Here is a 23,476-nt window from a genome sequence, read left to right as displayed (position 1 = left end):
TACTCCGTAATCGGTGCGGACCAGCGGCGGGATCCCAGTCCGGGAGTTCGCCGTCGCCTCTCCCGTGTTCACCGCATCACGGCCGATCTCCTGCTGGTCCCCGGACGGCAGACAGTTCCGGTAAGAGAATCGCCGCTGTCCACGGCTGGGAACAGGCGGAAGTACCGGCAGGACTTGCGTGACTGATCGTCAGATGACAGTTCTGCCACCGGTTCTGCCTGGACCTGATCGGCCAATGAATCGAACATTGCGTTTGTGACGAGAACTCCAGAGGCGAATGGGGCACGAGAGAGCACTGGGGCGGGCGCTGAGGAGAAGCTCCGCAGTTATCTGAAGCGGGTGACGGCCGAACTGATGGAGACCCGTGGGCTGCTGGCGGCCGCGGAGAGTACCGAGCCCATCGCGATCGTCGGCATGGCTTGCCGGTTCCCCGGTGGGGTCAGCAGCCCTGACGAGTTGTGGGAGCTGTTGGAGCGTGGCGGGGCGGTGGCCGAGAGCGGCCCGGAGAACCGCGGCTGGGACACCGGAGACCTGGCGGCACGCGGGACGGGGCCGGCTGGCGGAGTCCGGCGGCTCGGTGGATTCCTCCACGACGCGGCGGAGTTCGACGCGGACTTCTTCGAGATATCACCGCGCGAGGCGGTGGCGATGGACCCGCAGCAGCGGCTGCTGCTGGAGACCTCCTGGGAGGCGCTGGAGCACGCGGGTGTCGCACCGGACTCGTTGCGGGGCAGCCTCACCGGAACGTACATCGGCCTGATCAGCGGTGACTACGGGTCCCAGGTCGCGGCGTCACCGGCCGGCGTCTCCTCCTTCGGCGGCTTCTTCATCAACGGCGCCGGCGCTGCCTTCGCCTCCGGGCGCATCGCCTACACCCTCGGCCTGCACGGCCCCGCGGTCACCTTCGACACGGCCTGCTCCTCCGGACTGGTCGCCCTCCATGACGCCTGCAACGGCCTGCGCCGGGGTGACTGCACCACCGCGCTCGTCGGCGCGGCGACGGTGATGTCGACGCCGACCACGCTGATCGAGTTCAGCCGTCAGGGCGGCCTGGCCTCCGACGGCAGATGCAAGGCGTTCGGCGCTGCCGCCGACGGCACCGCCTTCTCCGAGGGCGTCGGAGTGCTGGTGCTCGAACGGCTTTCGGACGCGCGGCGCCTGGGACACCAGGTTCTCGCTGTGGTCCGGGGTACGGCGGTGAACCAGGACGGCGCGTCCAACGGTCTGACCGCGCCCAACGGCACCGCTCAGGAGCAGGTGATCCGACAGGCGCTGGCCGACGCACGGCTGACGCCCGATCAGATCGACGCCGTGGAGGCCCACGGCACCGGCACCACGCTCGGCGACCCGGTCGAGGCCGGCGCGCTGCTGGCCGTCTACGGCAGTGGGCGGTCCACGGACCGGCCGCTGTGGGTGGGCTCGGTCAAGTCCAACATCGGGCACACTCAGGCCGCGGCCGGCCTGGCCGGCGTGATCAAGATGGTGCTGGCGATGCGCCACGGTGTGCTGCCCGAGAGCCTGGGCATCGACCGGCCGACACCGCATGTCGACTGGTCCGCAGGTGGGGTCCGGCTGCTGACCCGGGCCACTCCCTGGCCGTCCACCGGTGCGCCGCGTCGGGCGGGTGTCTCGTCCTTCAGCCTCAGCGGGACCAATGCCCATGTGCTGGTCGAGGAGGCCGTCGCGGAGACGGCTGACGCCGCCGGGTCGGCGCCGTGGGTCGGCGCGGTGGCGTGGCCGCTCTCGGCCAAGACCCCGGAGGCGCTGCGTGCCCAGGCGTCCCGCCTGCTCGGGCACCTGGAGGCCGAGCCGTCCTCCGGGCTCGCGGATGTCGCCCGTTCCCTCGCATCCGGCCGCGCGACGCTCCGGCACCGCGCGGTCGTCCTCGGCGCGGACCGGACGTCACTGGCCGCCGGGCTGCGCGCGCTCGCGGCCGACGAGCCGGCCGCCCAGTTGGTGCGGGGAACCGCGGCCGCGACCCCGGCTGAGGCCGTTTTCGTCTTCCCGGGCCAGGGACCCCAGTGGGTCGGTATGGCCGCGGAACTGATGGAGTCCTCGCAGGTCTTCTCGGCCAGGGTCCAGGAATGCGCGGCCGCCTTCGAGCCCTATCTGGACTGGTCCCTGCTCGATGTGCTCCAGGGCCGTCCAGGAGCACGGGACCTGGACCAGGACGAGGTGATCCAGCCCGCACTGTTCACCATGATGGTCTCGCTGGCCGCTCTCTGGCAGTCCTGCGGCGTCCGCCCTGCTGCGGTGGTGGGCCACAGCCAGGGCGAGATCGCCGCAGCCTGCGTCGCTGGGGCGCTGCCGCTGTCGGAGGCCGCGCGGATCGTGGCCCTGCGGGGCGGGCCCATCCGGGCCGCTCTCACCGGACGCGGCGGGATGGTTTCGGTCGCCCGGCCCGCGGACGAGGTCGCGATCCTGATCGAGGACCGCTGGAGCGGGCGGCTCACCGTGGCGGCGGTGAACGGTCCGGCGTCGACGGCAGTCTCCGGTGAACCGGACGCGCTGGGGGAGTTGGAAGCACTGTGCGCAGCGGAGGGAAGGCCGGCATATCGGATTCCCATCGACTACGCCTCGCACTCCGCACAGGTCGACAGCATCGAGAGCGAACTGCTGGACACCCTGGGAGACATCGTCGCGGGGCCGCTCGACACGCCGTTCCACTCCACGGTCACCGCCGGCCCGATCGACGGCGAGCGGCTGACCGCCGACTACTGGTTCGGCAATCTGCGCCACCGGGTGGACTTCGCCGGGGCGGTCAGGTCCCTGCTGGCCGACGGGCACCGGTTCTTCGTGGAGGTCGGCGCCCATCCGGTGCTGGCGCTCGGCCTGGAGGAGACCGCGAGAGAGCAAGATGTCGAAGTGACCGTCGTCGGATCGCTCCGACGCGGTGACGGTGGCCTGGTCCGCTTTCTCACCAACCTGGCCGAGTTCCAGGTCAGGGGCGGCCGGGTGGACTGGTCCGCCCTCCTCGCGGGCAGCGGGGCGCGCCGCGTGGCGCTGCCGACGTACGCCTTCCAGCGCCGGCGTTTCTGGCTCGAACGGCCGCCCGTCGCGCTCGGGGACGTCAGCCAGGCGGGGCTCGAGCCGGTGGCGCACCCGTTCCTCGGCGCCTCACTGGATCTCGCCGAGGGCGGCGCGGCGCTGCTGACCGGCCGGGTGGATGTCGCCCGGCATCCCTGGATCGCGGACCACGCGACCGCCGGCACGGTGCTGCTGCCCGGAACCGCCTGTGTCGAGCTCGCGGCGCAGGCGGCAGCCTGGTCCGGCTCGGGCGGCATCGAGGAACTGACCCTGCAGGCGCCGCTGGTCGTCCCGGAGGAGGGCGGACTGGCTGTCCAGCTGTCCCTCGGCGAACCGGACGCCGCCGGGCGACGGGTGCTGGCCCTCCACTCCCGGCCCGCCGCGGACCCGGCGGAGCCGTGGACCCGGAACGCCGACGGCATGCTGCAGTCCCTGTCACTGAAGGACACCGCCGCCGACTGGTCGGACCTCTGCGGTGCGTGGCCCCCCGCGGAGGCACGGCAGCTGGAGCTCGACGGTGCCTACGACCGCCTGGAGGGGCTCGGCTTCGGGTACGGACCGGCCTTCCGCGGGCTGCGTCGGCTGTGGGAACGCGACGGCGACCTGTTTGCCGAGGTGGTACTTCCCGAGGCGGGGACCGCCGGTCCTGGTGGATTCGTGGTCCACCCCGCCCTGCTGGACTCCGCGCTGCACGCCGTCTTCGCAGCACGGCAGTCCGACGCCTCGGCCTCTGCCCCGATGGTGCTGCCGTTCAGCTGGCGCGGGGTGACCGTCTCGGCCACCGGCGCCACCGCACTGCGGGTCCGGCTGTCGCCGCGGGCCGAGGGCGAGATCGCGATCCTTGCCGCCGACGACTCGGGGGCACCGGTGCTGGCCGTCGAGTCCCTGGTGACCCGCCCGGTGACGGCCGGGCAACTGCGCGCCGCGGCGGGTCCGCAGCGCGACCCGCTTTTCCGGCTGGACTGGCTGCCTGCTCCGGCCCCCTCCGCCGATCCGTGGCGGCCGGTCGGATGGGCAGGATGGGCAGTGCTCGGCGACGGCCCCATACCCGCCTGCGGTGGTCCGGCCCCCGCCGTGTACCGCGACCCGGTTGCCCTGGCCGAAGCACTGGACAGCGGCGCCGCGGTGCCCGACTACGTGATCGCCTCTGCCTCCGCTCCGGCCCCGGGGCGGGAGGCCGCCCACCTGGCCGCCGCCGTGCGCGAGGCCACCACGGGGGTACTGACGCTGGTGCAGCGCTGGCTCGCCGACGACCGCCTCGCGGCTGCACGGCTGGTCCTGCTCACCTGGGGGGCTGTGGCTCTGGACGGGGAGGAGGGCCCGGACCCCGTCGCCGCGGCCGTCTGGGGACTGGTCCGCTCGGCGCAGACCGAGCACCCGGGCCGGTTCGTCCTCGTCGACACGGACGGCGCGCCCCGTTCGGACGCGCAACTGCTTCGCGTGGCGGCCGGGGACGAGCCCCAACTGGTGCTGCGCGCGGGCGTGACCAGGGTGGGGCGGCTGATCCGGGTGCCCAGGCCCGCGGAGCCGGCTCCTGGCCTGTGCCCCGGCTCGGGAACCGTGCTGGTCACCGGCGGCCTCGGCGCCCTGGGGGCACTGGTGGCACGGCACCTGGTCACCCGGCACGGAGTCGGACGGCTGCTGCTGGTCGGCCGCAGGGGCGCGGACACCCCGGGGGCGGCCGAGCTGGTCGCGGAGCTCAGCGGACTCGGTGCGACCGTCACTGTGGCCCGGTGCGACGTCTCGGACCGTGCGGCGCTGGCGGACCTGCTGGCCGCACTGCCCGCGGACCAGCCGCTCAGCTCGGTCGTCCACACCGCCGGAGTCGTGGACGACGGGGTGGTCACCGCGATGACACCGGAGCGGCTCGAGCGGGTACTGCGCCCCAAGGTGGACGCTGCGGTGAACCTGCACGAACTGACCCGGGATCTGGAGCTCACCGATTTTGTGCTGTTCTCCTCCCTCTCGGGAGTGCTCGGCAAGGCCGGCCAGGCGAACTACGCCGCAGCCAACTCCTTCCTCGACGCCTTTGCCCAGGCCCGTCGTGCCCGAGGACTGCCCGGGCTGTCCCTGGCCTGGGGTCTGTGGGCCGAGGCGAGCGGTATGGCGGGCGGCCCCGGCGGAGCCGTCGATCCCCGTGCGGGCGGGCCCGGTGTCCTCCCCATGGCCGCGGAGGAGGCACTGGCGCTGCTCGACGCCGCCCCCGCGGTTGGCAGCCCCGCGCTGGTCGCCGCGCGCCTGGATCTGCCTGCGCTGCGTGCCTCGCAGGGCGACGGTCCCGTACCAGCCGTCCTCCGGGTACTGCTGCCGACACAGGGCCGGCCGTCCGGACCAGGAGCCGGGCACAGCGGGCAGAGCGCTGACGGGGAGTCGTGGCGGCATCGGCTCGAAGGGCTTCCCGAGAGCGAGCAGAGGGCCAGGCTGACCGCTCTGGTGCAGGAACGGGCCGCCCTGGTGCTGGGACACTCCGGACCCGCCGCCGACACCATCGCGCAGGACCGGGCTTTCAAGGAGCTGGGTTTCGACTCGCTCACCGCCGTCGAACTGCGCAACCAGCTGGGCGCTGCCACCGGTCTGCGGCTGCCCGCGACTCTGGTCTTCGACTGTCCTACACCTCTGGACCTCGGCGACCACCTGCGCACCCTGCTGGTGGCGCCCTCCCCGGCCGGGGAGGGCGGGCCCGCCCTCCGGACCGCGCTGGAGCAGCTGCGCGCGGTGCTCGCCGCCCACCCCCTCGACGCCGCCGCCCATGACCAGTTGGCCGCCGAGCTCCGGGAACTGACCAGGGAGGGGAACGGACCGCGGATCCACCCGGCAGTCGCGCTGGAGACCGCGGATGCCGACGAACTCTTCAGCCTTCTCGACCAGCAGTTGGGCGGCCGGTGAACCGCCCGCCCCATGTCCGCACGCCGCACGACGATTCAGGTGGGAGTGACAACGCAGTGGATACCTCTTCCGACTCGCTGGTCGAGGCGCTTCGGGCATCTCTGATTGAGAACGAGCGCCTCCGGCGGCAGAACCAGGAACAGGCGGCGGCCGGCAACGAACCGCTGGCCGTGGTCGGTATGGCCTGCCGGCTTCCGGGTGGTGTCGCCACCCCGGACGATCTGTGGCGGCTCGTCGCGGACCAGCGCGACGGCATCGGACCGTTCCCCACGGACCGCGGCTGGGATCTGGGCGCGCTTTATCACCCCGAGCCCGGGCCGCCGGGAACCTCGTACGTCCGCGAGGGCGGCTTCCTCTACGATGCCGGCGACTTCGACGCGGCGTTCTTCGGGATCTCGCCACGCGAAGCCGTGCTGATGGACCCTCAGCAGCGCCTGTTGCTGGAGTGCTCCTGGGAGGCGTTGGAACGGGCCGGGATCGACCCGAAGACGCTCGCCGGCACCCGATCGGGCGTCTTCACAGGTCTGATGTACCACGACTACCTCGGCAACTCCGGTTCGGGAAGCCTGGCTTCGGGCCGGATCGCGTACACTCTCGGCCTTGAGGGACCAGCCGTCACCATGGACACCGCATGTTCCTCGTCGCTGGTCGCGCTGCACAGCGCCGCGGCCGCGCTGCGGCTGGGCGAGTGCTCGCTCGCCCTGGTCGGCGGTGCCACTGTGATGGCGACGCCCGACGCCTTTGTGGAGATGTCGCGCCAGCATGTGCTCGCTCCGGACGGGCGCTGCAAGTCCTTTGCCGCAGCCGCGGACGGCTCCGGCTGGTCCGAGGGCGTGGGTGTGATCGCCGTGGAGCGCCTGTCCGACGCGCAGCGGCTGGGGCACCGGGTGCTCGCGCTGGTGCGGGGTTCCGCCCTCAACCAGGACGGCGCGAGCAGCGGCTTCACCGCGCCCAACGGCCCGGCCCAGCAGCGAGTGATCCGGCTGGCGCTGGAGAACGCCGGGCTCGGCCCCCAGGACGTGCAGGTCGTGGAGGCGCACGGTACCGGGACCACGCTCGGAGACCCGATCGAGGCACAGGCGCTGCTGGCCACCTACGGGCAGGGCCGTTCAGCTGAACGGCCGCTGTTGGTAGGGGCGTTGAAGTCGAACATCGGACACACCCAGGCGGCCGCCGGGGTGGTCGGTCTGATCAAGATGGTGCTGGCACTGGGCCATGGTGTGGTCCCGGGCCTGGTGCATCTGGATGGTCCCACGACACAGGTCGACTGGTCCGCGGGAGCCGTGGAGCCGGTCGCCGAGACCAGGCCGTGGCCGCAGACCGAGGGAAGGCGGCGGGCTGCGGTCTCATCCTTCGGCATCAGCGGGACCAATGCGCACATCATCCTGGAGCAGGGACCGGAGCCCTCGGTGGTCGACCGGCCGGAGCCGGCTCCGGAGCGCCCGGTGGCCTGGGTGCTGTCGGCCCGATCCGCCGCGGCCCTGCGCGGCCAGGCCGAGCGGTTGGCTCCTCTCGCCGCCTCCCCGGAGCCCGCCGAGCCGGCCTCGGTGGCACGGGCCCTCGCCGGCCGGTCGGTCTTCGAGCACCGTGCGGTGCTGGTCGGCCGCAGCCCGGAGGACTTCCTGGGGGGCCTGGAAGCTCTGGCGACGGGCGGTGAGGCAACGATGGGAACAGTGCAGGGCCGGGCGCGGACGACGGGCCGTACCGTCTTCGTCTTCCCCGGACAGGGTTCGCAGTGGCCGGGGATGGCCATGGACCTGCTCGACCGCGAACCGGTCTTCGCCCGTCGGATGGAAGCCTGCGACCAGGCCCTGCGCGCCCATGTCGACTGGTCGCTGCTGGATGTGCTGCGCGGAGCCCCCGGTGCGCCGGGATTCGACCGTGACGACGTGGTCCAGCCGGCGCTGTTCTCGGTCGCGGTGTCCCTCGCGGAGCTCTGGAAGTCCCACGGCGTCCGACCGGACGCCGTGATCGGGCACAGCCAGGGCGAGATCGCCGCCGCCTGCGTCGCCGGAGCGCTCAGCCTGGAGGACGCGGTGCGGATCGTCGCGCTGCGCAGCAAGGAGATCGTACGGGTCATGGCGGGGCGCGGCGGCATGGTCGCGGTGGCGCTGCCCGAGGACGAACTGGACGCCTACATCGGCTCGTGGACCGAAGCTCTCACGGTGGCCGCGGTCAACAGTCCGCAGTCCGCCGTGGTGGCGGGGGACAGCGGAGCGCTCGACGAGTTGCTGGCCCGTTGCGGGGCCGACGGCATCCGGGCGCGTCGTGTCCCGGTGACCTACAGCTCGCACACTCCGCAGGTGGACGAGATCCGGGAGAGGTTGCTGGCGGACCTCGCCCCGGTGGCCCCGCGGCGGGCGGGAGTGCCCTTCTTCTCCACGGTGACCGGGGACTGGCTGGATACCGAGGGCTTGGACGCCCAGTACTGGTTCGGCAATCTGCGCCGACCGGTGAGGTTCGCCTCCTCGGTGCAGAGCCTGGCTGCCCAGGGCTTCGACTCCTTCATCGAGGTGAGCCCGCATCCGGTGCTCGTGCCCGCCCTGGAGGAGACCCTGGGGGAGACCGGCGCTCCCTTCTGCGCCCTCGGCACGCTGCGCAACGGCAGCGGCGACCAGGAACAGCTGCTCACCGCTCTGGGCGAAGCCTTCGTCGGCGGCGTCGCGGTGGACTGGGCGGTGGCCGCCGGTGACCTCGCCGCAGCGCCGACGGAGCTGCCCACCTACGCGTTCCAGCACAAGCGCTTCTGGATCAACACCGCCGGCGTCTTCGGTACCGTTCCGGTTGACGAGGCTGAGCCGCTGCTGGAGGAGGACGACGAGCAGGACGAGCTGCGCCAGCGACTGCTTGCCGGCTCCGAGCAGGAGCGCTTCGCATCGGCGCTGCAACTGGTGCGCGGCACGGTCGCGACCGTGCTGCGCTACGGTTCGGCGGAGGACGTCGCCGAGGACAGCGTCTTCCTGGATCTGGGCCTCGACTCCCTCACCGCCCTGGAGGCGCGGAACCGCCTGAACCGGGCGACCGGGCTCGGCCTCCCGGTGAGCACTGTCTTCGAATACACCACACCGCTCGCACTGGCCAGGCACATCAGCGCTGAGCTAGCCGGGGCTGCCGTGGGCGGGTTCGCCCCCCAGCCCGGCGACGAACTGCTGCGGGTCGCCGACGAACGCCGTCGGTCGGATGCGGAGGGCGGGCGTGTCCCGCTCTCCTTCGGCCAGCAGCGGCTGTGGGCCATCGACCAGCTCGTGCCGGACAGCGCCGCCTACAACGTGGTCATGTCCCTCGCGCTGGAAGGCGAGCTGCGGCCGGAGCTGCTGGAGCGGGCGCTCAATGCGGTCGTTCGGCGGCATGATGTGCTGCGCACCACCTTCCCGAGCGTGGAGGGCCGGGCCTGGCAGGAGGTCGCGCCGAGCCTGACTGTGCCGCTTCCGGTGGTCGACCTGGAGCCGCTGGCCGGTCCGGAGCGGGACGCCGAGTGCGAACGGCTGGTGCAGCTGGAGGCCAGGCATGTGTTCGACCTGGCCAGGGGTCCGTTGATCCGGGTGGTGCTCTACCGCTTCGGTCCGGCCGAGTACCGAATGCTGCTCAATGTCCACCACATCATCGCGGACGCCTGGTCCGGAGGGGTCTTCGGCCGGGAGATCATGGCTGCCTACGAGGCATACGCGGCGGGCCGGGAACCCGCGTTGCCCGCACTGGCCGTACAGTACGCCGACTACGCGGTCTGGGAGCGGCACTGGCTCGACGGCGAGCGCCTCGACGCGAGCCTCGCCCGGATGCGGGAACTGCTCGGCGACGTCTCCACCGGGGTGCGGCTCCCCACGGACCGCCCCCGGCCCGCCCTGCAGCGCTTCCGCGGAGGTTCGCTGAACCTCGACATCGATACCGAACTCGCCGCACGACTGCGGGCTTTCAGCACCGAGCACGGGGTCACCCTGTTCACCACGCTGCTGTCCGCTCTCAAGGTTGTGCTCTACCGCTATGCGGGCGACACCGAGGGCACCGGCCATGTACTGGTCGGCACAGCGATGGCCAATCGTCAGCACGAGGCCCTTCAGGAACTCATGGGCTTCTTTGTGAACATGGTGGTGCTGAAGACCGGTCTCGGCGACGATCCCACCGTCGTCGAGCTGCTCAGCAGGGTGAGCGACGTGGTCAAGCAGGGCTTCGACCACCAGGACATCCCGTACGACGCGTTGCTCGCCGAGCTGGCCCCGGATCGCGCGCCCGGCGCCGACCCGCTCTTCCAGGTCGTCTTCGACATGAAGCGCCACAGCGGGACCGGCGGTCCTGGCGGAGCAGCCTTCGCCGAGGTCGTCGAAGTCCACAACGACACTGCGAAGTTCGACATCGAGGTGTCCGTGACGGAGCTGCCGGACTCGCTGCTTGTCGACGTCGAGTACGACAGCGATCTCTTCGACCATGGGACGCTCGAGCGGCTGCTGGAGGGTTACCGGGTCGTGCTCGAGGCGTTCGCGGACTCGTGGGACCGCCGGGTCTCGGAGCTACCGGTCCTCTCCCCGGAGACCGAGCACCGGCTCCTGGTCGAGTGGAACGACACGGTCCGGGAGTACCCGGTCGAGCAGCAGCGCTGCCTGCACCACCTGATCGAGGACCAGACCGACCGGACGCCGGACGCCGTCGCTGTCGAGTTCGAGGGTGAGCAGCTCAGCTTCGCGGAACTCGACCGCCGGGCGAACCGGGTGGCCCACCGGCTCATTGCCATGGGCGTCGGCCCCGACCAGCCCGTGGCCGTCTCCGTTGAGCGGTCGCTGGAGATGGTCGTCGGACTGCTGGGGATCCTCAAGGCCGGCGGAGCGTATCTGCCGATCGACCCGACCTACCCGAGGCAGCGGGTGGCCTTCATGCTCGACGACGCGGCCCCGGGCATCCTGCTGACCCAGCAGCGGCTGGTCGATGTGCTGCCGGAGCACCGCGCCGCCGTGGTGCTGCTGGACCGGCCGGGGGAGTTCGACGACCAACCGGACACCCGGCCGGACAGCGGTGTCGGCATGGACGACCTGGTGTACCTGATCTACACGTCCGGGTCGACCGGCCGGCCCAAGGCCGCCATGATGACTCACCGCGGAGTGGTCAACCGCCTGCTGTGGAAGCAGGAGTACTTCGGACTGACCCCGGGGGACCGGGTCCTGCAGAAGACGCCGTTCAGTTTCGACGTGTCCGTCTGGGAGTTCTTCTGGCCGCTGCTCACCGGGGCGCGGATGGTGGTGGCACGGCCCGAGGGCCACAAGGAACCGGAGTACCTCTCGACGCTGATCCAGGAGCAGGGCATCACGACCCTGCACTTCGTCCCCTCCATGCTGCGGGTCTTCCTGCAGCACCCGGGGATCGAGCGGTGCCGGACCGTCACCCGGGTGATCGCCAGCGGTGAGGCACTGCCGGTCTCCTCGATCCAGGAGCTGTACCGGCGGCTGCCGGCAGCGACCCTGTACAACCTCTGGGGCGCCACCGAATGCTCGGTCGACAGCACCTGCTGGGAGTGCCCGCGGGACCTGTCGACCGGTGTGGTGTCACTGGGCGCCCCGATCGCCAACACCCAGGTCTACGTGCTGGACCGGCATCTGAAGCCGGTGCCGGTCGGGGCGCCCGGGGAGGCGTTCATCGGTGGTGTGGGCGTCGCTCGCGGCTACTACAACCGGGCGGAGCTCACCGGTGACCGGTTCCTGCCGGACCCGTTCAGCCCGGTGCCGGGGGCGACCCTGTACCGGACCGGGGACCTGGCCCGGTTCCGGGCCGACGGCGCCATGGAGTTCCTGGGCCGGACCGACTTCCAGGTCAAGGTCCGCGGTATGCGGATCGAGCTCGGCGAGATCGAGGCGGCCCTGGGCGGGCACCCGGCCGTGCGTGATGTCGTGGTGATGGCCCGGGAGGTCACCGACGCCCAGGACCGGCAACTTCTCGCCTACGTGGTGCCCCAGGAGGAGGTGTCCGTTCCGCCGGAGCAGCCGGCCCCGGTGCGGCATCCCTTCGGCCTTGACTGGACCAGCAGCTACACCGACCAGGCGCTGCCCGAGGAGGAAATGCAGGTCCAGCTGGACGCGGTGGTGGAGCAGGTGCTCGCGCTGAGGCCCGGGCGAGTGCTGGAGGTCGGTGCGGGTTCCGGCGCGCTGATGGAGCGGGTCGCACCGCACACCGAGGCGTACTGGGTCACCTCTCCTTCGGCTGACCTGCTGACGGAGCTGGGCGCCACAGTGGTGCCGACGCTCCGCGACGATGTGGACGTCCGGCTGCTGCCGGGCGAGGAGAACGACTTCTCCAGCGTGGCGGCGGAGACCTTCGACCTCGTCGTGGTCAATGCGGTTGCACCGTACTTCCCGGACGCCGGCTACCTCCGCGAGGTCGTGGTCCAGGCGCTGTCACGGCTGCGGCCCGGCGGCGCCGTACTCCTCGGCGGTCTGCGCAGCCTGCCGTTGCTCCAGGCGTTCCACACCGAGGTGGAGCTCGCCCGCGCCGAGCCGGGGCTCAGCCTCGGCCGGCTGCGCAGCCGGGTCCGTCGGCGCGCGGCGTACGAGCAGGAGCTCGCTGTCGCCCCGGAGTTCTTCAGCCGGATCCGCGAGGAACTACCGGAGATCTCCCGGGTCGACGTAAGGCTGAGGCCCGGTGCGCAGGCCAACGAGCTGAACCGCTACCGCTACGACGTCCTGCTGCACCTCAGCGGGGGCGCGGAACCGGTGGAGCCGAAGCGGCTGGCGTGGACCTCGATCGAGGAGGCGCGACGGGTCCTGTCAGCCGAATCCCCGGAGGCACTGCGGATCGACGGCGTACCCAACGCGCGGGTCGCCGAGATCGTCACGCTGACGGCCGCGATGGAAGGGGCCGCGGACGAGACCGCAGTATCCGCACTGCGGGAGCGGGCCGGGGGCACCGGTGTCGAGCCGGAGGAGTTCCTGGCCCTGGCCGAGGAACTCGGCTATCTGGTCGACCTGGCCTGGGACGGCGGTCGTACCGACGGGAGGGTGCGGGTGACCTTCCGGCGTCCGGGAAGCGGGCCGGCGGCCGACTGGACCGACCCGGCCGACCCGGGGCGCCCGTTGCGGTACTACGCCAACGAGCCGCGACTGAGCCGGATCAGCCGTTGGCTCAGCACCGAGGCCGCAGCCTTCCTGCGGGACAGCGTTCCGGAGTACATGGTCCCTTCTGCGGTGGTCGCGGTCGCGGAGTTCCCGATCAACGCGAACGGGAAGCTGGACCGGGAGGCGCTTCCGCTGCCGTTGCGCGGCGCTCCGACAACGGACAGGGTCGTCGGCGCAGGCACCGAGTTGGAGGAGAAGCTCGCGGCCATCTGGGCCGAGGTGCTCGGACTGCCGGAAGTCAGCATCGACCGTGGCTTCTTCGCCCTGGGTGGCGACTCGCTGCTCGGCATCCAGATGGTCAGTCGGGCGAACGCGGCAGGCATGGCCCTGACCGCGCAGGACGTCTTCCAGAGCCCGACGGTCAGTGAACTCGCGGCCCTCGCGGAAGCCCGTGGGCCGGTGCGCGCACCTGTCGCGGTGGAGCGTGACCCGGAGCTGCTGGAGTGGGCGCGGACCCGTTACCCCGAGGCAGCGGACGCCTACCCGGCTACAGGAATGCAGCAGAGCGCGCTGGAGAGCATCGAGCGTGCACCGGACTCCGGCCTGTACGTCACCCACCAGCGCTTCCAGTTCACTGGGCAGCAGTTGGTGCCGAGCGCGCTGGAGCAGGCATGGCAGCACACCTTGGACCAGTTCCCTTCGTTGCGTACCAGCTATGAGCGGACCGAGGACGGGCGCTGGGTCCAGGTGGTGCACACCGGTGTGCGCATCGAGTTCCACCACGTCGACCTACGGGCTGCCTCAGAAGTGGAGCAGGAGCGTCGGATCAGCGCATTCATCGAGGCCCAACGGCGGCGGGGTTTCCATGGTTTGTCGCCCAAGACCCGCCTGGCCCTGTTCCGGCTGGCCGACGACACCTACGAGTACGTCCACTTCTTCACGCTGCTGGCTCAGGACGGTTGGAGCGCGGCGATGATGGTGCGCACCCTCATGGACACCTACGAGTCCCTGGCCTCCGGGCGCAAGCCGGCGGTGGTGCCGCCATCGTCCGCGTACGGCGACTTCTGCGTGGAGCAGCAGCAGCGGGACACGGCGGACGCCGAGGCGTTCTGGCGTCAGGAACTGGCGACGGTCGCATCCTCCGGTACCAGGCTGGCCCTGCCCCCGGCAGAGCGACGGACGGACAGTGCGGTGCCGATCCTGCAGGAGCGCATCCTGGTGCCCGCGGAGACCGCGACGGGGCTGACCGAACTCGCGCGCAGCCACGGGCTGAGTGTCAACACGATGGTCTACGGAGCCTGGTCGCTGCTGGTCAGCGCTATTACCGAGAACCCTGACGCGGTCTGCGGCGCGCTTTCGTCCGGCCGTGGTACCACCTCGGTCGATGTCGACCAGGCAGCGGGCCTGATGTTCAACATCCTCCCGGTGGCTACTCGGGTGGACTCCGAGTCAACGCTGCTGCCCTGGCTGGCCCAGGTGCAGGCGAAGATCTCGGCCATCAGCGACTACGAGTACGCCTCTCCGGCCGCCCTGCGGTCGCTGGCCGGGCTGCCGGCCGAGGAACCGCTGTTCGAGAGCTACGTCGTCAACGAGAACGTGCCCGGCATGGTCTCTGGACTGTTCCGGTTGCTGTCGGTACTGGGGGCGGCCACACCGGTGCAGGTGCTGGCCCAAACGGAGCACCCGCTGCGTATCGAGATCCACTTCACCGAGTATTTCTCGCTGATCGCGGCCAATCACTGGTCGGGATACTTCCCGGACGGATCGGTTGCCCTGTGGCTCGAGAAGTATGTGGAGATTCTGTCAGCAATGGTCGAGGATCCGGAGCGTCGTGTCGCAGATATTGTTGCGGAGTGCACCGAGCAGCTCAGGTGATTCGCATCCGGCCGGAGGAGGAGATCGTCCAAACCGGTTTCGCGCCGCGTCGCCGAGTGATTCCAGACGGTAAAAATACCTGCCTTGACCTGTATGGACACAGCAACGCAGATGCCTTCCGGTGCGGCTGGCAAACTGCTACCAAATCGGAAATGCCGGAACAATGAGCAGCTTTTCTCCTGGCCTGTGAACCTCATAATATCCTTGCTCCTGCTTCGGGCCCCCGTGTTAGGGTGAAAGTGCGACAGGAGGTACCGGTGGGGCGCAGTACCACTCCATCGGACTCCTTTTCTGTGGGATGTATGGGGGAGGGTTAAATGATTTCTCACACATTTATCAGCAGCACTCGAACTGAGAGTCTGGCCTTGTTACTGAAGGTTCTGCGGGAGCAGGTCGGAATGACCCAGGAGGAGCTGGCCGAGCGCTCCGGGTTGAGCATCAGGGCGATCTCGGATCTTGAGCGGGGCCGTACCGTGGCACCGCACCGCCGGTCGATCGAACTGCTCGCCGAGGCCCTGGGGATCGAAGGATCCTCCCTGGAGCACTTCCGCCAGGCGGCCCGGAACAGGACCGTCGCGGAGTGTCCCGCGTGCTCGACGACCTGGCACTTGGACGACCTGATCATGCACGCGCGCTCGGCCTGACCGGGCCCTGGCCGTCCGGTTCCGAAAGCCGCTCCCGATGAGCGGCGGTTTGCACGTTCAACCCGCCTGTCGGCGGCCCCCGGGGAACCCGGGGGCCGTGGCGGCGTTCTCCGGCCGCCGCGAGCGGCGGCCGTCAGGCGGATCTCAATCTGGAGAGCCATGGTTGACGAAGAGAAGTACCTGGACTATCTCCGCCGTGCGACTGCGGAGTTGCAGGACCTGCGCGGCCAGCTGCGGGAGGCGCGGGAGCAGGTCGCCGAGCCGATTGCCATCGTGGGCATGGCATGCCGGTATCCCGGCGGTGTCGAGTCTCCTGACGATCTGTGGGAACTGGTGACCGAGGCCCGGGACGCGGTCACCGGATTCCCGCGCGACCGCGGATGGGACATCGCGGGCCTCTATGACCCCGACCCCGACGCCCCGGGCAAGAGCTATGTGCGGGACGGCGGATTCCTCACCGGCGCCGCGGAGTTCGATCCGGACTTCTTCGACATCAGCCCGCGCGAGGCGGGGCTCATCGACCCGCAGCACCGGCTGCTGCTGGAGTGCTCAGCGGAGGCGTTCGAACGCGCGGGCATCCGGCTGGATCTGTTGCGCGGAAGCCGCACTGGTGTCTTCACCGGCATCATGTCCTCTGCCTCGTCGGTCGACGTGGCCAGCATGGCGGCCGGACGCGTGGCGTACGCCTTCGGGCTGGAAGGGCCGGCCCTGACCGTCGACACCGCCTGCTCGTCCTCCCTGGTCGCCCTGCACCTCGCGGGTCAGGCTCTCGCGAACGGGGAGTGCACCCTGGCCCTGGCCGGCGGGGCCACCGTGATGACCACGCCGGAGACCTTTGTCTACTTCAGCCGTCAACGTGGGCTCTCCGCGGACGGCCGCTGCCGGTCGTACGGGGCGGATGCGGACGGCACCGGCTTCGCCGAAGGGGCCGGGGTGCTGCTGTTGGAGCGGCTCTCCGACGCGCGTCGGCTCGGTCACCCGGTCCTGGCCCTGGTCCGCGGCTCGGCGGTGAACCAGGACGGCAGGTCGAACGGCATCACCGCGCCCAATGGACCTTCGCAGCAGCGGGTCATCCGGGAGGCACTGCGCCGGGCGCGGCTGGCCCCGGCGGACGTGGATGTCGTCGAGGGGCACGGCACCGGCACCCGGCTGGGCGATCCGATTGAGGCCCAGGCGCTGCTCGCCACCTATGGTGCCGGTCGCCCGGCCGCCCGGCCGCTGCTGCTCGGTTCGCTCAAGTCGAACATCGGTCACACACAGGCCGCCGCAGGAGTGGCCGGCGTGATCAAGATGGTGCTCGCCATGGGGCACGGTGTGGTGCCGCCGACCCTGCACGCCGCGTCACCCTCACCGCAGGTCGACTGGTCGGCCGGGGCAGTGGACCTGGTCACCCGGCCGACGCCCTGGCCGCAGAGCGGTCGCGCCCGCCGTGCGGCGGTGTCCTCCTTCGGACTGAGCGGCACCAACGCGCACATCATCCTGGAGCAGCCGGACGAGCCGCGGCCGGAGCCGGACGCCGGCGGTCGCGACGCCGACTGGGGAGCCGCGCCGCTGCTGTTGTCGGCGCGGACCGAGGAGGCGCTCCGTGGCCAGGCCGGACGGCTTCGGTCCTGGCTGGACCGGCATCCGGAGGCGCAGCCCGGGGATGTCGCGGCCGCTCTGGCGACCCGGCGCACCGCTCTGACGGTCAGAGCCGCGCTGACGGGCGCCGACCGGGCCGGGGTCGAGCGGGCACTGGCCGCGCTGGCAGTCGGGGAGGCCGACCCGGACGTCGTCCAGGGCCGGGCCAGGCCGGACGGCCGGCTCGCGGTCCTCTTCACCGGCCAGGGTTCACAGCGTCCGCGCATGGGGCTGGATCTCCACCTGCGCTTCCCGGCCTTCGCCAAGGCGTTCGACGAGGTCTGCGACGCGGTGGACGCCCATCTGCCGCGTCCGCTCAGGTCCGTGGTCTTCGCACGTCCGGACACGGCTGAGGCGGCGCTGTTGGACCGGACCGAGTACACCCAGGTGGCCACCTTCGCCCTGGAAGTGGCCCTGTACCGGCTGCTCGAGAGCGCGGGCGTCCGTCCGGCGATGCTCGGTGGGCACTCCGTCGGCGAGCTGGCGGCAGCCCATGTGGCGGGCGTGTGGTCGTTGTCCGATGCCGCGAGACTGGTCGTCGAACGTGGACGGCTCATGGGCCGGCTGCCGGAGGGCGGGGCGATGGCTGCCGTCGCGGCGCCCGAGGCGTGGGTCCGCAAGCTCCTGGACGCGGTCGGCGGTGAGGTAGGGGTGGCGGCTGTGAACGGCCCGGCGGCCGTGGTCGTCTCCGGCGACCGGCAGGCGGTCGCGGCCGTCGCCACCGCCTGCCGGTCCGAGGGGGTGCGCACAAAGCCCCTGCGGACTTCGCACGCGTTTCACTCCGCACACCTCGACCCGATGCTGGACGCCTTTGCCGAGGTCCTTGCCACGGTGGAGTTCCACCCGCCGCGGCTGCCGGTGGTGTCCAATCTGACCGGCGCCGTGCTCACCGACGCGGAGGCCTGCTCGGTCGACTACTGGGTGTCCCAGGCACGCGGCACCGTGCGATTCGCGGACGGTGTCCGCACCATGACGCTCCGGGGCGCACGACGCTTCCTCGAGGTCGGTCCGGACGCCGCGCTGGTCTCCGCGGCGCAGGACACCGTCGAGGCGGAGCCGGGCCCGGAACTGATCCGGTTCGCCGCGCTGCTCCGGCGCGGACGCCCTGAACCGGAGTCCCTGCTGTCCGCGCTGGCGCTGCTGCACACCGACGGCGTCGCGGTGGACTGGGACGCGTTCTTCGAGGGACAGCGGCACTCCTGGGTGGACCTGCCGACGTATGCCTTCCAGCACAGCGCCTACTGGGTCGAGCCGGACGCGGGCACGGTCGACGCCGCTGGTCTGGGACTCGGTGCGCTGGAACATCCGTTCCTGCGGGCCTCTGCGGAACTGCCGGGCTCGCAGGAACTCCTGTTCACCGGGAGAGTCTCCGCCGAGACCCAGCCCTGGCTGGCCGACCACGCCCTCTGGGGTTCGGTCCTGCTGCCGGGAACCGGCCTGCTGGAACTGGCGGCCCGGGCCGGCGCGGCCGCGGACTGCCCGGTGGTCCGCGACCTGAGCCTGCACCATCCGCTGGTGCTGTCGGAGGGCGAGGCCGTTCACCTGCGGGTCGCGCTGTCGGCACCCGGTACCGGCGGCGACCGCTCGCTGACGGTTCACTCGCGCCCCGAGCGCTCCCTCCCGGATGATCCATGGGCACAGCACGCCTCGGGCACGCTGACGGCCGAGCCAGTCGCGCCGCCCGACCTCGTGGAGCTGGCCGGGCCGTGGCCGCCCCAGGGCGCCGTCGCGCTGGACATCGACGGTTCCTACCAGAGGCTCTCTGCACGGGGTTATGACTTCGGCCCTGCCTTTCAAGGGGTCCGTGCGGTGTGGGACCGCGGGCACGAACTCTTCGCCGACGTTGTTCTGCCGGACGCCTGCCATGCCCAGGCCGGGGCGTTCCTGCTCCATCCGGCGTTGTGGGACTGCGCGGTACAGCCGCTCGCCGTGGGCGGATTCGACGACGGCGGGGAGGCGCGGCTGCCCTATGCCTGGCAGGGGGTCTCGGTCCACGCCCGGGGCGCGCTGGCGCTCCGGGTCCGGCTGGCGACCTCCGGCCCGGACACCCTCTCGCTCACCGCGGTGGACCCGGCCGGGACGCTGGTGCTCTCGGCGGAGCAGTTGCGGCTGCGGACCCTGACGTCGGATCAACTGCCGCTGCGGGACCCGAGCCAGGAAGCGCTGCACCAGGTCGAGTGGGTCGCCCCGGATCCGTCGCCGACCGGTGACGGGCCGGGCCGCCCGAGCGGCCCGTGGGCCGTGGTGGGTCCGGACGACGTCCGGATGACCGGTGCGCTGCGGACCGCGTGGGGTGACGGCAGCTGGTATCCGGACCTCGCCGCGCTCCGGCAGGCGCTCGGTGCTGGTGCCCAGGCACCTGCCCTGGTGCTGCTGACGCCCGCGGAGGAGGGCGCTGCGGCGGCCGTTCCGGAAGCGGCGCGAGAGGCCGCGCTGCGCATGCTGCGGTTCCTGCAGGCATGGTTCACCGAGGAACAGTTGACGGGGACACGGCTTGCGGTGGTCACCCGGGGGGCGACCACCGCGGAGGACAGGGACCTTGCCTCCGCCGCGATCTGGGGCCTCCTGCGCGCGGTCCAGACCGAGCAGCCCGACCGTGTCGTCCTGGTCGATCTCGACAGCACCGAGGCAGCCCAGCCGCTGTTGGCGGCGGTGCTGCTCGGGGACGAGCCGCAGGCCGCGGTGCACGGCGGCGAGTTGCTGGTGCCGCGGTTGACTCGGCCGGTCCCGGCCCGGAACGCGGCGCCGGCGATCGACCCCGAGGGGACGGTCCTGGTCACCGGCGGAACCGGGGCACTGGGCGTCGCCGTCGCCCGGCACCTGGTGACCGCTGCCGGGGCGCGTCGGCTGCTGCTCCTGAGCCGTCGCGGGCCGGATGCGGAAGGGGCCGCCGAACTCAAGACCGAGCTGACCGCGCTGGGCGCCGAGGTGTCCCTGGCGGCCTGCGACGTGTCCGTGCGGGAGGAACTGGCGGCGGTACTGGCCGCCGTCCCGCCGGAGCATCCGCTCACCGGCGTGGTGCATGCGGCAGGTGTGCTGGCTGACGGCCTGGTCAGCACGGTGACCCCGGAACTGCTGGAACGTGTGTTCCGTCCCAAGGTCGACGCCGCCTGGAACCTGCACGAACTGACGGCGGGGCTGGAACTGCGGGTGTTCACGCTCTTCTCCTCCCTCGCAGGCACCCTCGGCGCAGCCGGGCAGGCCAGCTATGCGGCTGCGAACGCGTTCCTGGACGCACTGGCCGTGCACCGCCGTTCGCTCGGACTGCCCGCACAGTCCCTGGCCTGGGGGGCCTGGGACCTGGAGGAGGGCATGGCCGGCCGTATGTCGGGACCGGACCGATCCCGAGCCGCCCGCATCGGGCTGTCACCCCTGAGTACCGAGGAGGGACTGGCGCTCTTCGACCTGGCCGCGGGAAGCGGTCTGCCTGTGGCGGTTCCGGCGCGCCTGGACGTCAGGGCGATGCGCCAGGTGTTCCGGAGCGCCGAGGAGGTGCCACCGCTGCTGCGGAACCTGGTTCGGCTGCCTCGGCTCCGGTCCACCGCCCGGGCTGACCAGTCCGCCGCGCTGCGCGCCCGACTCGGAGAACTCGCCGTGGCGGATCGCGGCAGGGAGGTCCTGATGGTCGTACGCACCCACGTGGCGGACGTGCTCGGCCATCGAACCCCAGCGGCGGTGGCACCCGACCGCGGGTTCCTGGACCTGGGCCTGGACTCACTCACCGGGGTCGAACTCCGCAACCGGCTGGACGCGGTCACCGGGCTCCGGCTTCCTTCGACGCTGATCTTCGACTACCCGACACCCCAGGTGCTGGCCGACCACCTGGCGGACCGGCTCCTGCCGACCCCGGCCGCGCCGGAGGCAGCAGCCATCGATGAGGGGGGATTGCGGGCAGCTGTCGCCTCGATCCCGATGGAGCGGCTGCAGGCTGCCGGACTGGTGGACACCCTCCTGCAACTCGCCCGGGAATCGTATGCCTCCGCCGGGCCTGAGCCGGTTTCCGGGGCGGCGGCCATCCGGAGCATGGCCGCCGCGGACCTGGTGCGGTTGGCGCTGGGGCGGGAGGACGCGTGAACGGCAGAGCGCCGACCAACGATCGGCCGGGTCGTACCGACCCGGCCCGAGCTACCGGGGGGATCCGATGACGCGCACAGGTGCGCCGACGCCGCTGTTCCGGAACCTGAAGACCGCTGATCGGACGGTTCCAGGGCGCCACATCCTGGGTGTCGTCCGCTTCAGCTCGGAGTCGAGCGACCCCGGTACGGACGCCGGCTACCCCTCGCTCGGGGTGCATATGACGGAGACGGAGGACGAGGGCTTCGCCGAAGTGTGGACCTCGGACCGACCGGTCAGCGCGGGCCGTTCGGGGGCGTTGTCCTTCGCCCACGACGGCGGACTGCTGTTCTGCGCAGCCCGCATCCCGGAGCTGCCGGACTACGCCGAGGCGACCGAGGCGGTGTACAGCGAGGCGTTGCAGCTGGCGGAGACGCTTGGCTACCCGCAGATCTTCCGCATCTGGCACTACATCAGCCGGTTGAACGAGGACAACGCCGCAGGGCTCGAGGTGTACCGGGAGTTCTGCGCCGGGCGGGCCCGGGCCTTGGAGAACCGCGGGCGTGCCGGAGACATGCCCGCGGCGACGGTCGTCGGCTCACACGGGGGCGGCATCATCCTCTACTTCCTGGCCTGCAATGACTCGGTACAGGTGAACATCGACAACCCTCGGCAGGTGCCGCCTTACCACTATCCGAGCCGATACGGCCCGAAGGCACCAAACTTCGCCCGGGCCACCTTCCTCGAGCGCCAGGGCTCGGCCCAGGTCTACGTCTCGGGTACAGCCGGCATCCTGGGCCACCGCACCATGCACCCGGGGGATGTCCGGGCCCAGTGTCGCCTGGCCCTGGACAACATCGCCTACGTCCTCGGCGGTGCGAACCTGTCCGTGCACGGCGTCGAGCGCGGCAGCGCTCTGCACGACATGCGGGGTATCAAGGTCTACGTGCGGCGGCAGGCCGACATCGCCGGAGTCCAGCAGGTCTGCCAGGAGGCATTCGCGCCTTCGGCCGACATCGTCTTCCTCCACGCCGACATCTGCCGCTCCGACCTGCTGGTCGAGATCGAGGGCATCGCCACCGGGGATCGCGTCCTGCGCGCCCGGTCGGGCGACGCCGAGGAGGCCGGGGCGCTCTCCCCTTCGGAGTGGGAGGGGCTGCCCGCTGTCCAGCAGCCGCAGTGGAGCCGGCACCCGGCCTTTCCCCGGGTCAGGGACAGCCTCCGCGGTGCGCCGCCGCTGGTGCTGCCCAGCGAACTCCAGGAGCTGCGGGCCCAGCTCGCAGCGGTCGCGCTGGGCTCGGCCCGAGTTCTCCAGGCGGGCGACTGCGCGGAGAGCTTCTACGAGAGCACCCCGGAGCACACCCACAGGAAGATCGGCGCACTGGAGCGACTGGCGGAGCGCCTCGCAGTCCGCGCGGGTCAGCCGGTGGTGCGGATCGGCCGACTCGGGGGTCAGTACGCGAAGCCACGCAGCCACCCCCTCGAGACGGTGGACGGCATCGAGATCCCGGCTTTCCGCGGCCATATGGTCAATGCGGAAGGGGCCAGCCCCGAGGCACGTGCGCATGACCCGCGTCGGCTGCTCTGGGCCCACCACTTCAGCGCGGAGGTGCTCGCAGCGCTGCGGGAGGAACGCGCCGGAAGACCTCTGGGACCGTGGTCCAGCCACGACGCACTGCTGGTCGACTACCTGGGACCGATGCTGCGCCTGGATCCGGCGACCGGCGGACGCTATCTGGGCAGCACCCACCTTCCGTGGATCGGCGAGCGGACCGGTGCCGTGGACGGTGCCCAGGTGGCCTTGCTGGCGCAGGTGAGCAACCCGGTGGCCTGCAAGGTCGGACCCAACAGCACGCCTGACGGGGTGCTGCGCCTGTGCGCCGCGCTCGACCCCCGGCGGGAACCCGGACGGCTGACCCTGATCGTCCGGATGGGCCGGGAGCGGATCGGGGCCCTGCTGCCCCCGATCGCGCGGGCCGTCCAGGACACCGGGCGGAGCATGGTCTGGCTCAGTGATCCCATGCACGGCAACACTCTGCGCCTGTCCTCCGGCGGCAAGGTCCGCCGCCTCGACGACATGGTCGCCGAGGCGGCGGACTGCCGCACGCTGCTGGAGGGGCTCGGAGAGCACTTCGGCGGGCTGCACCTGGAGACCGCGGCCGAGGACGTCACCGAGTGCCTGGGAGGCGCCGTCGTCACGGAAGCGGACCAGCGTGAGCGCTACACCTCGCTGTGCGATCCCCGACTCAATCCCGAACAGGCTGCGGAGCTGATCGACCGTGTCTTCTGAGAACCCGCACCAGGTCGCGGACGACCGTAGGAACCGTACTGAGGGAA

General features: G+C 71.4%; 4 protein-coding genes and 1 pseudogene. All 5 read left to right on the top strand.

The annotated features are described in order from the left end of the window. Positions 1-255: 255 nt before the first annotated feature. The 5 genes and pseudogenes from ABH941_RS27835 to ABH941_RS27815 all read left to right on the top strand — a co-directional run bounded on the left by ABH941_RS27835 (position 256) and on the right by ABH941_RS27815 (position 23,429). Positions 256-5,913 carry an SDR family NAD(P)-dependent oxidoreductase gene (locus ABH941_RS27835; protein WP_370132283.1) on the top strand — a complete coding sequence of 1,886 codons (5,658 nt, stop codon included), beginning with the start codon at positions 256-258 and terminating at the stop codon, positions 5,911-5,913. Positions 5,914-5,996: 83 nt separating this feature from the next. Then, positions 5,997-14,822 (top strand): annotated as a pseudogene (locus tag ABH941_RS27830) (amino acid adenylation domain-containing protein); the annotation flags it as partial. Between the two features lie 317 nt (positions 14,823-15,139). Continuing rightward, the gene (locus ABH941_RS27825) at positions 15,140-15,466 is read left to right on the top strand and encodes a helix-turn-helix domain-containing protein (protein WP_370132282.1); all 327 of its coding nucleotides are present in this window, start codon (positions 15,140-15,142) and stop codon (positions 15,464-15,466) included. 159 nt (positions 15,467-15,625) lie between these two features. Continuing rightward, on the top strand, positions 15,626-21,160 hold the full coding sequence (locus ABH941_RS27820; RefSeq protein WP_370132281.1) for a type I polyketide synthase: 5,535 nt from the start codon (positions 15,626-15,628) through the stop codon (positions 21,158-21,160). A gap of 67 nt (positions 21,161-21,227) precedes the next feature. After that, entirely contained in the window at positions 21,228-23,429 is a 2,202-nt protein-coding gene (locus ABH941_RS27815; RefSeq protein ID WP_370132280.1) for an FkbO/Hyg5 family chorismatase, read from the top strand. Positions 23,430-23,476: the final 47 nt, after the last annotated feature.

The sequence above is a fragment of the Streptacidiphilus sp. EB103A genome (assembly GCF_041261405.1).
Classification (GTDB): domain Bacteria; phylum Actinomycetota; class Actinomycetes; order Streptomycetales; family Streptomycetaceae; genus Streptacidiphilus.
The sequence above is the reverse complement of the archived record's forward strand: the minus strand, read 5'-3'. Positions and strand labels throughout refer to the sequence as shown.

What these genes read in the sequence shown, in the direction of transcription:
- ABH941_RS27825 (WP_370132282.1), top strand. Translation starts at nt 15,140, where the DNA reads ATGATTTCTCACACATTTATCAGCAGCACTCGAACTGAGAGTCTGGCC.
- ABH941_RS27820 (WP_370132281.1), top strand. Translation starts at nt 15,626, where the DNA reads ATGGTTGACGAAGAGAAGTACCTGGACTATCTCCGCCGTGCGACTGCG.
- ABH941_RS27815 (WP_370132280.1), top strand. Translation starts at nt 21,228, where the DNA reads ATGACGCGCACAGGTGCGCCGACGCCGCTGTTCCGGAACCTGAAGACC.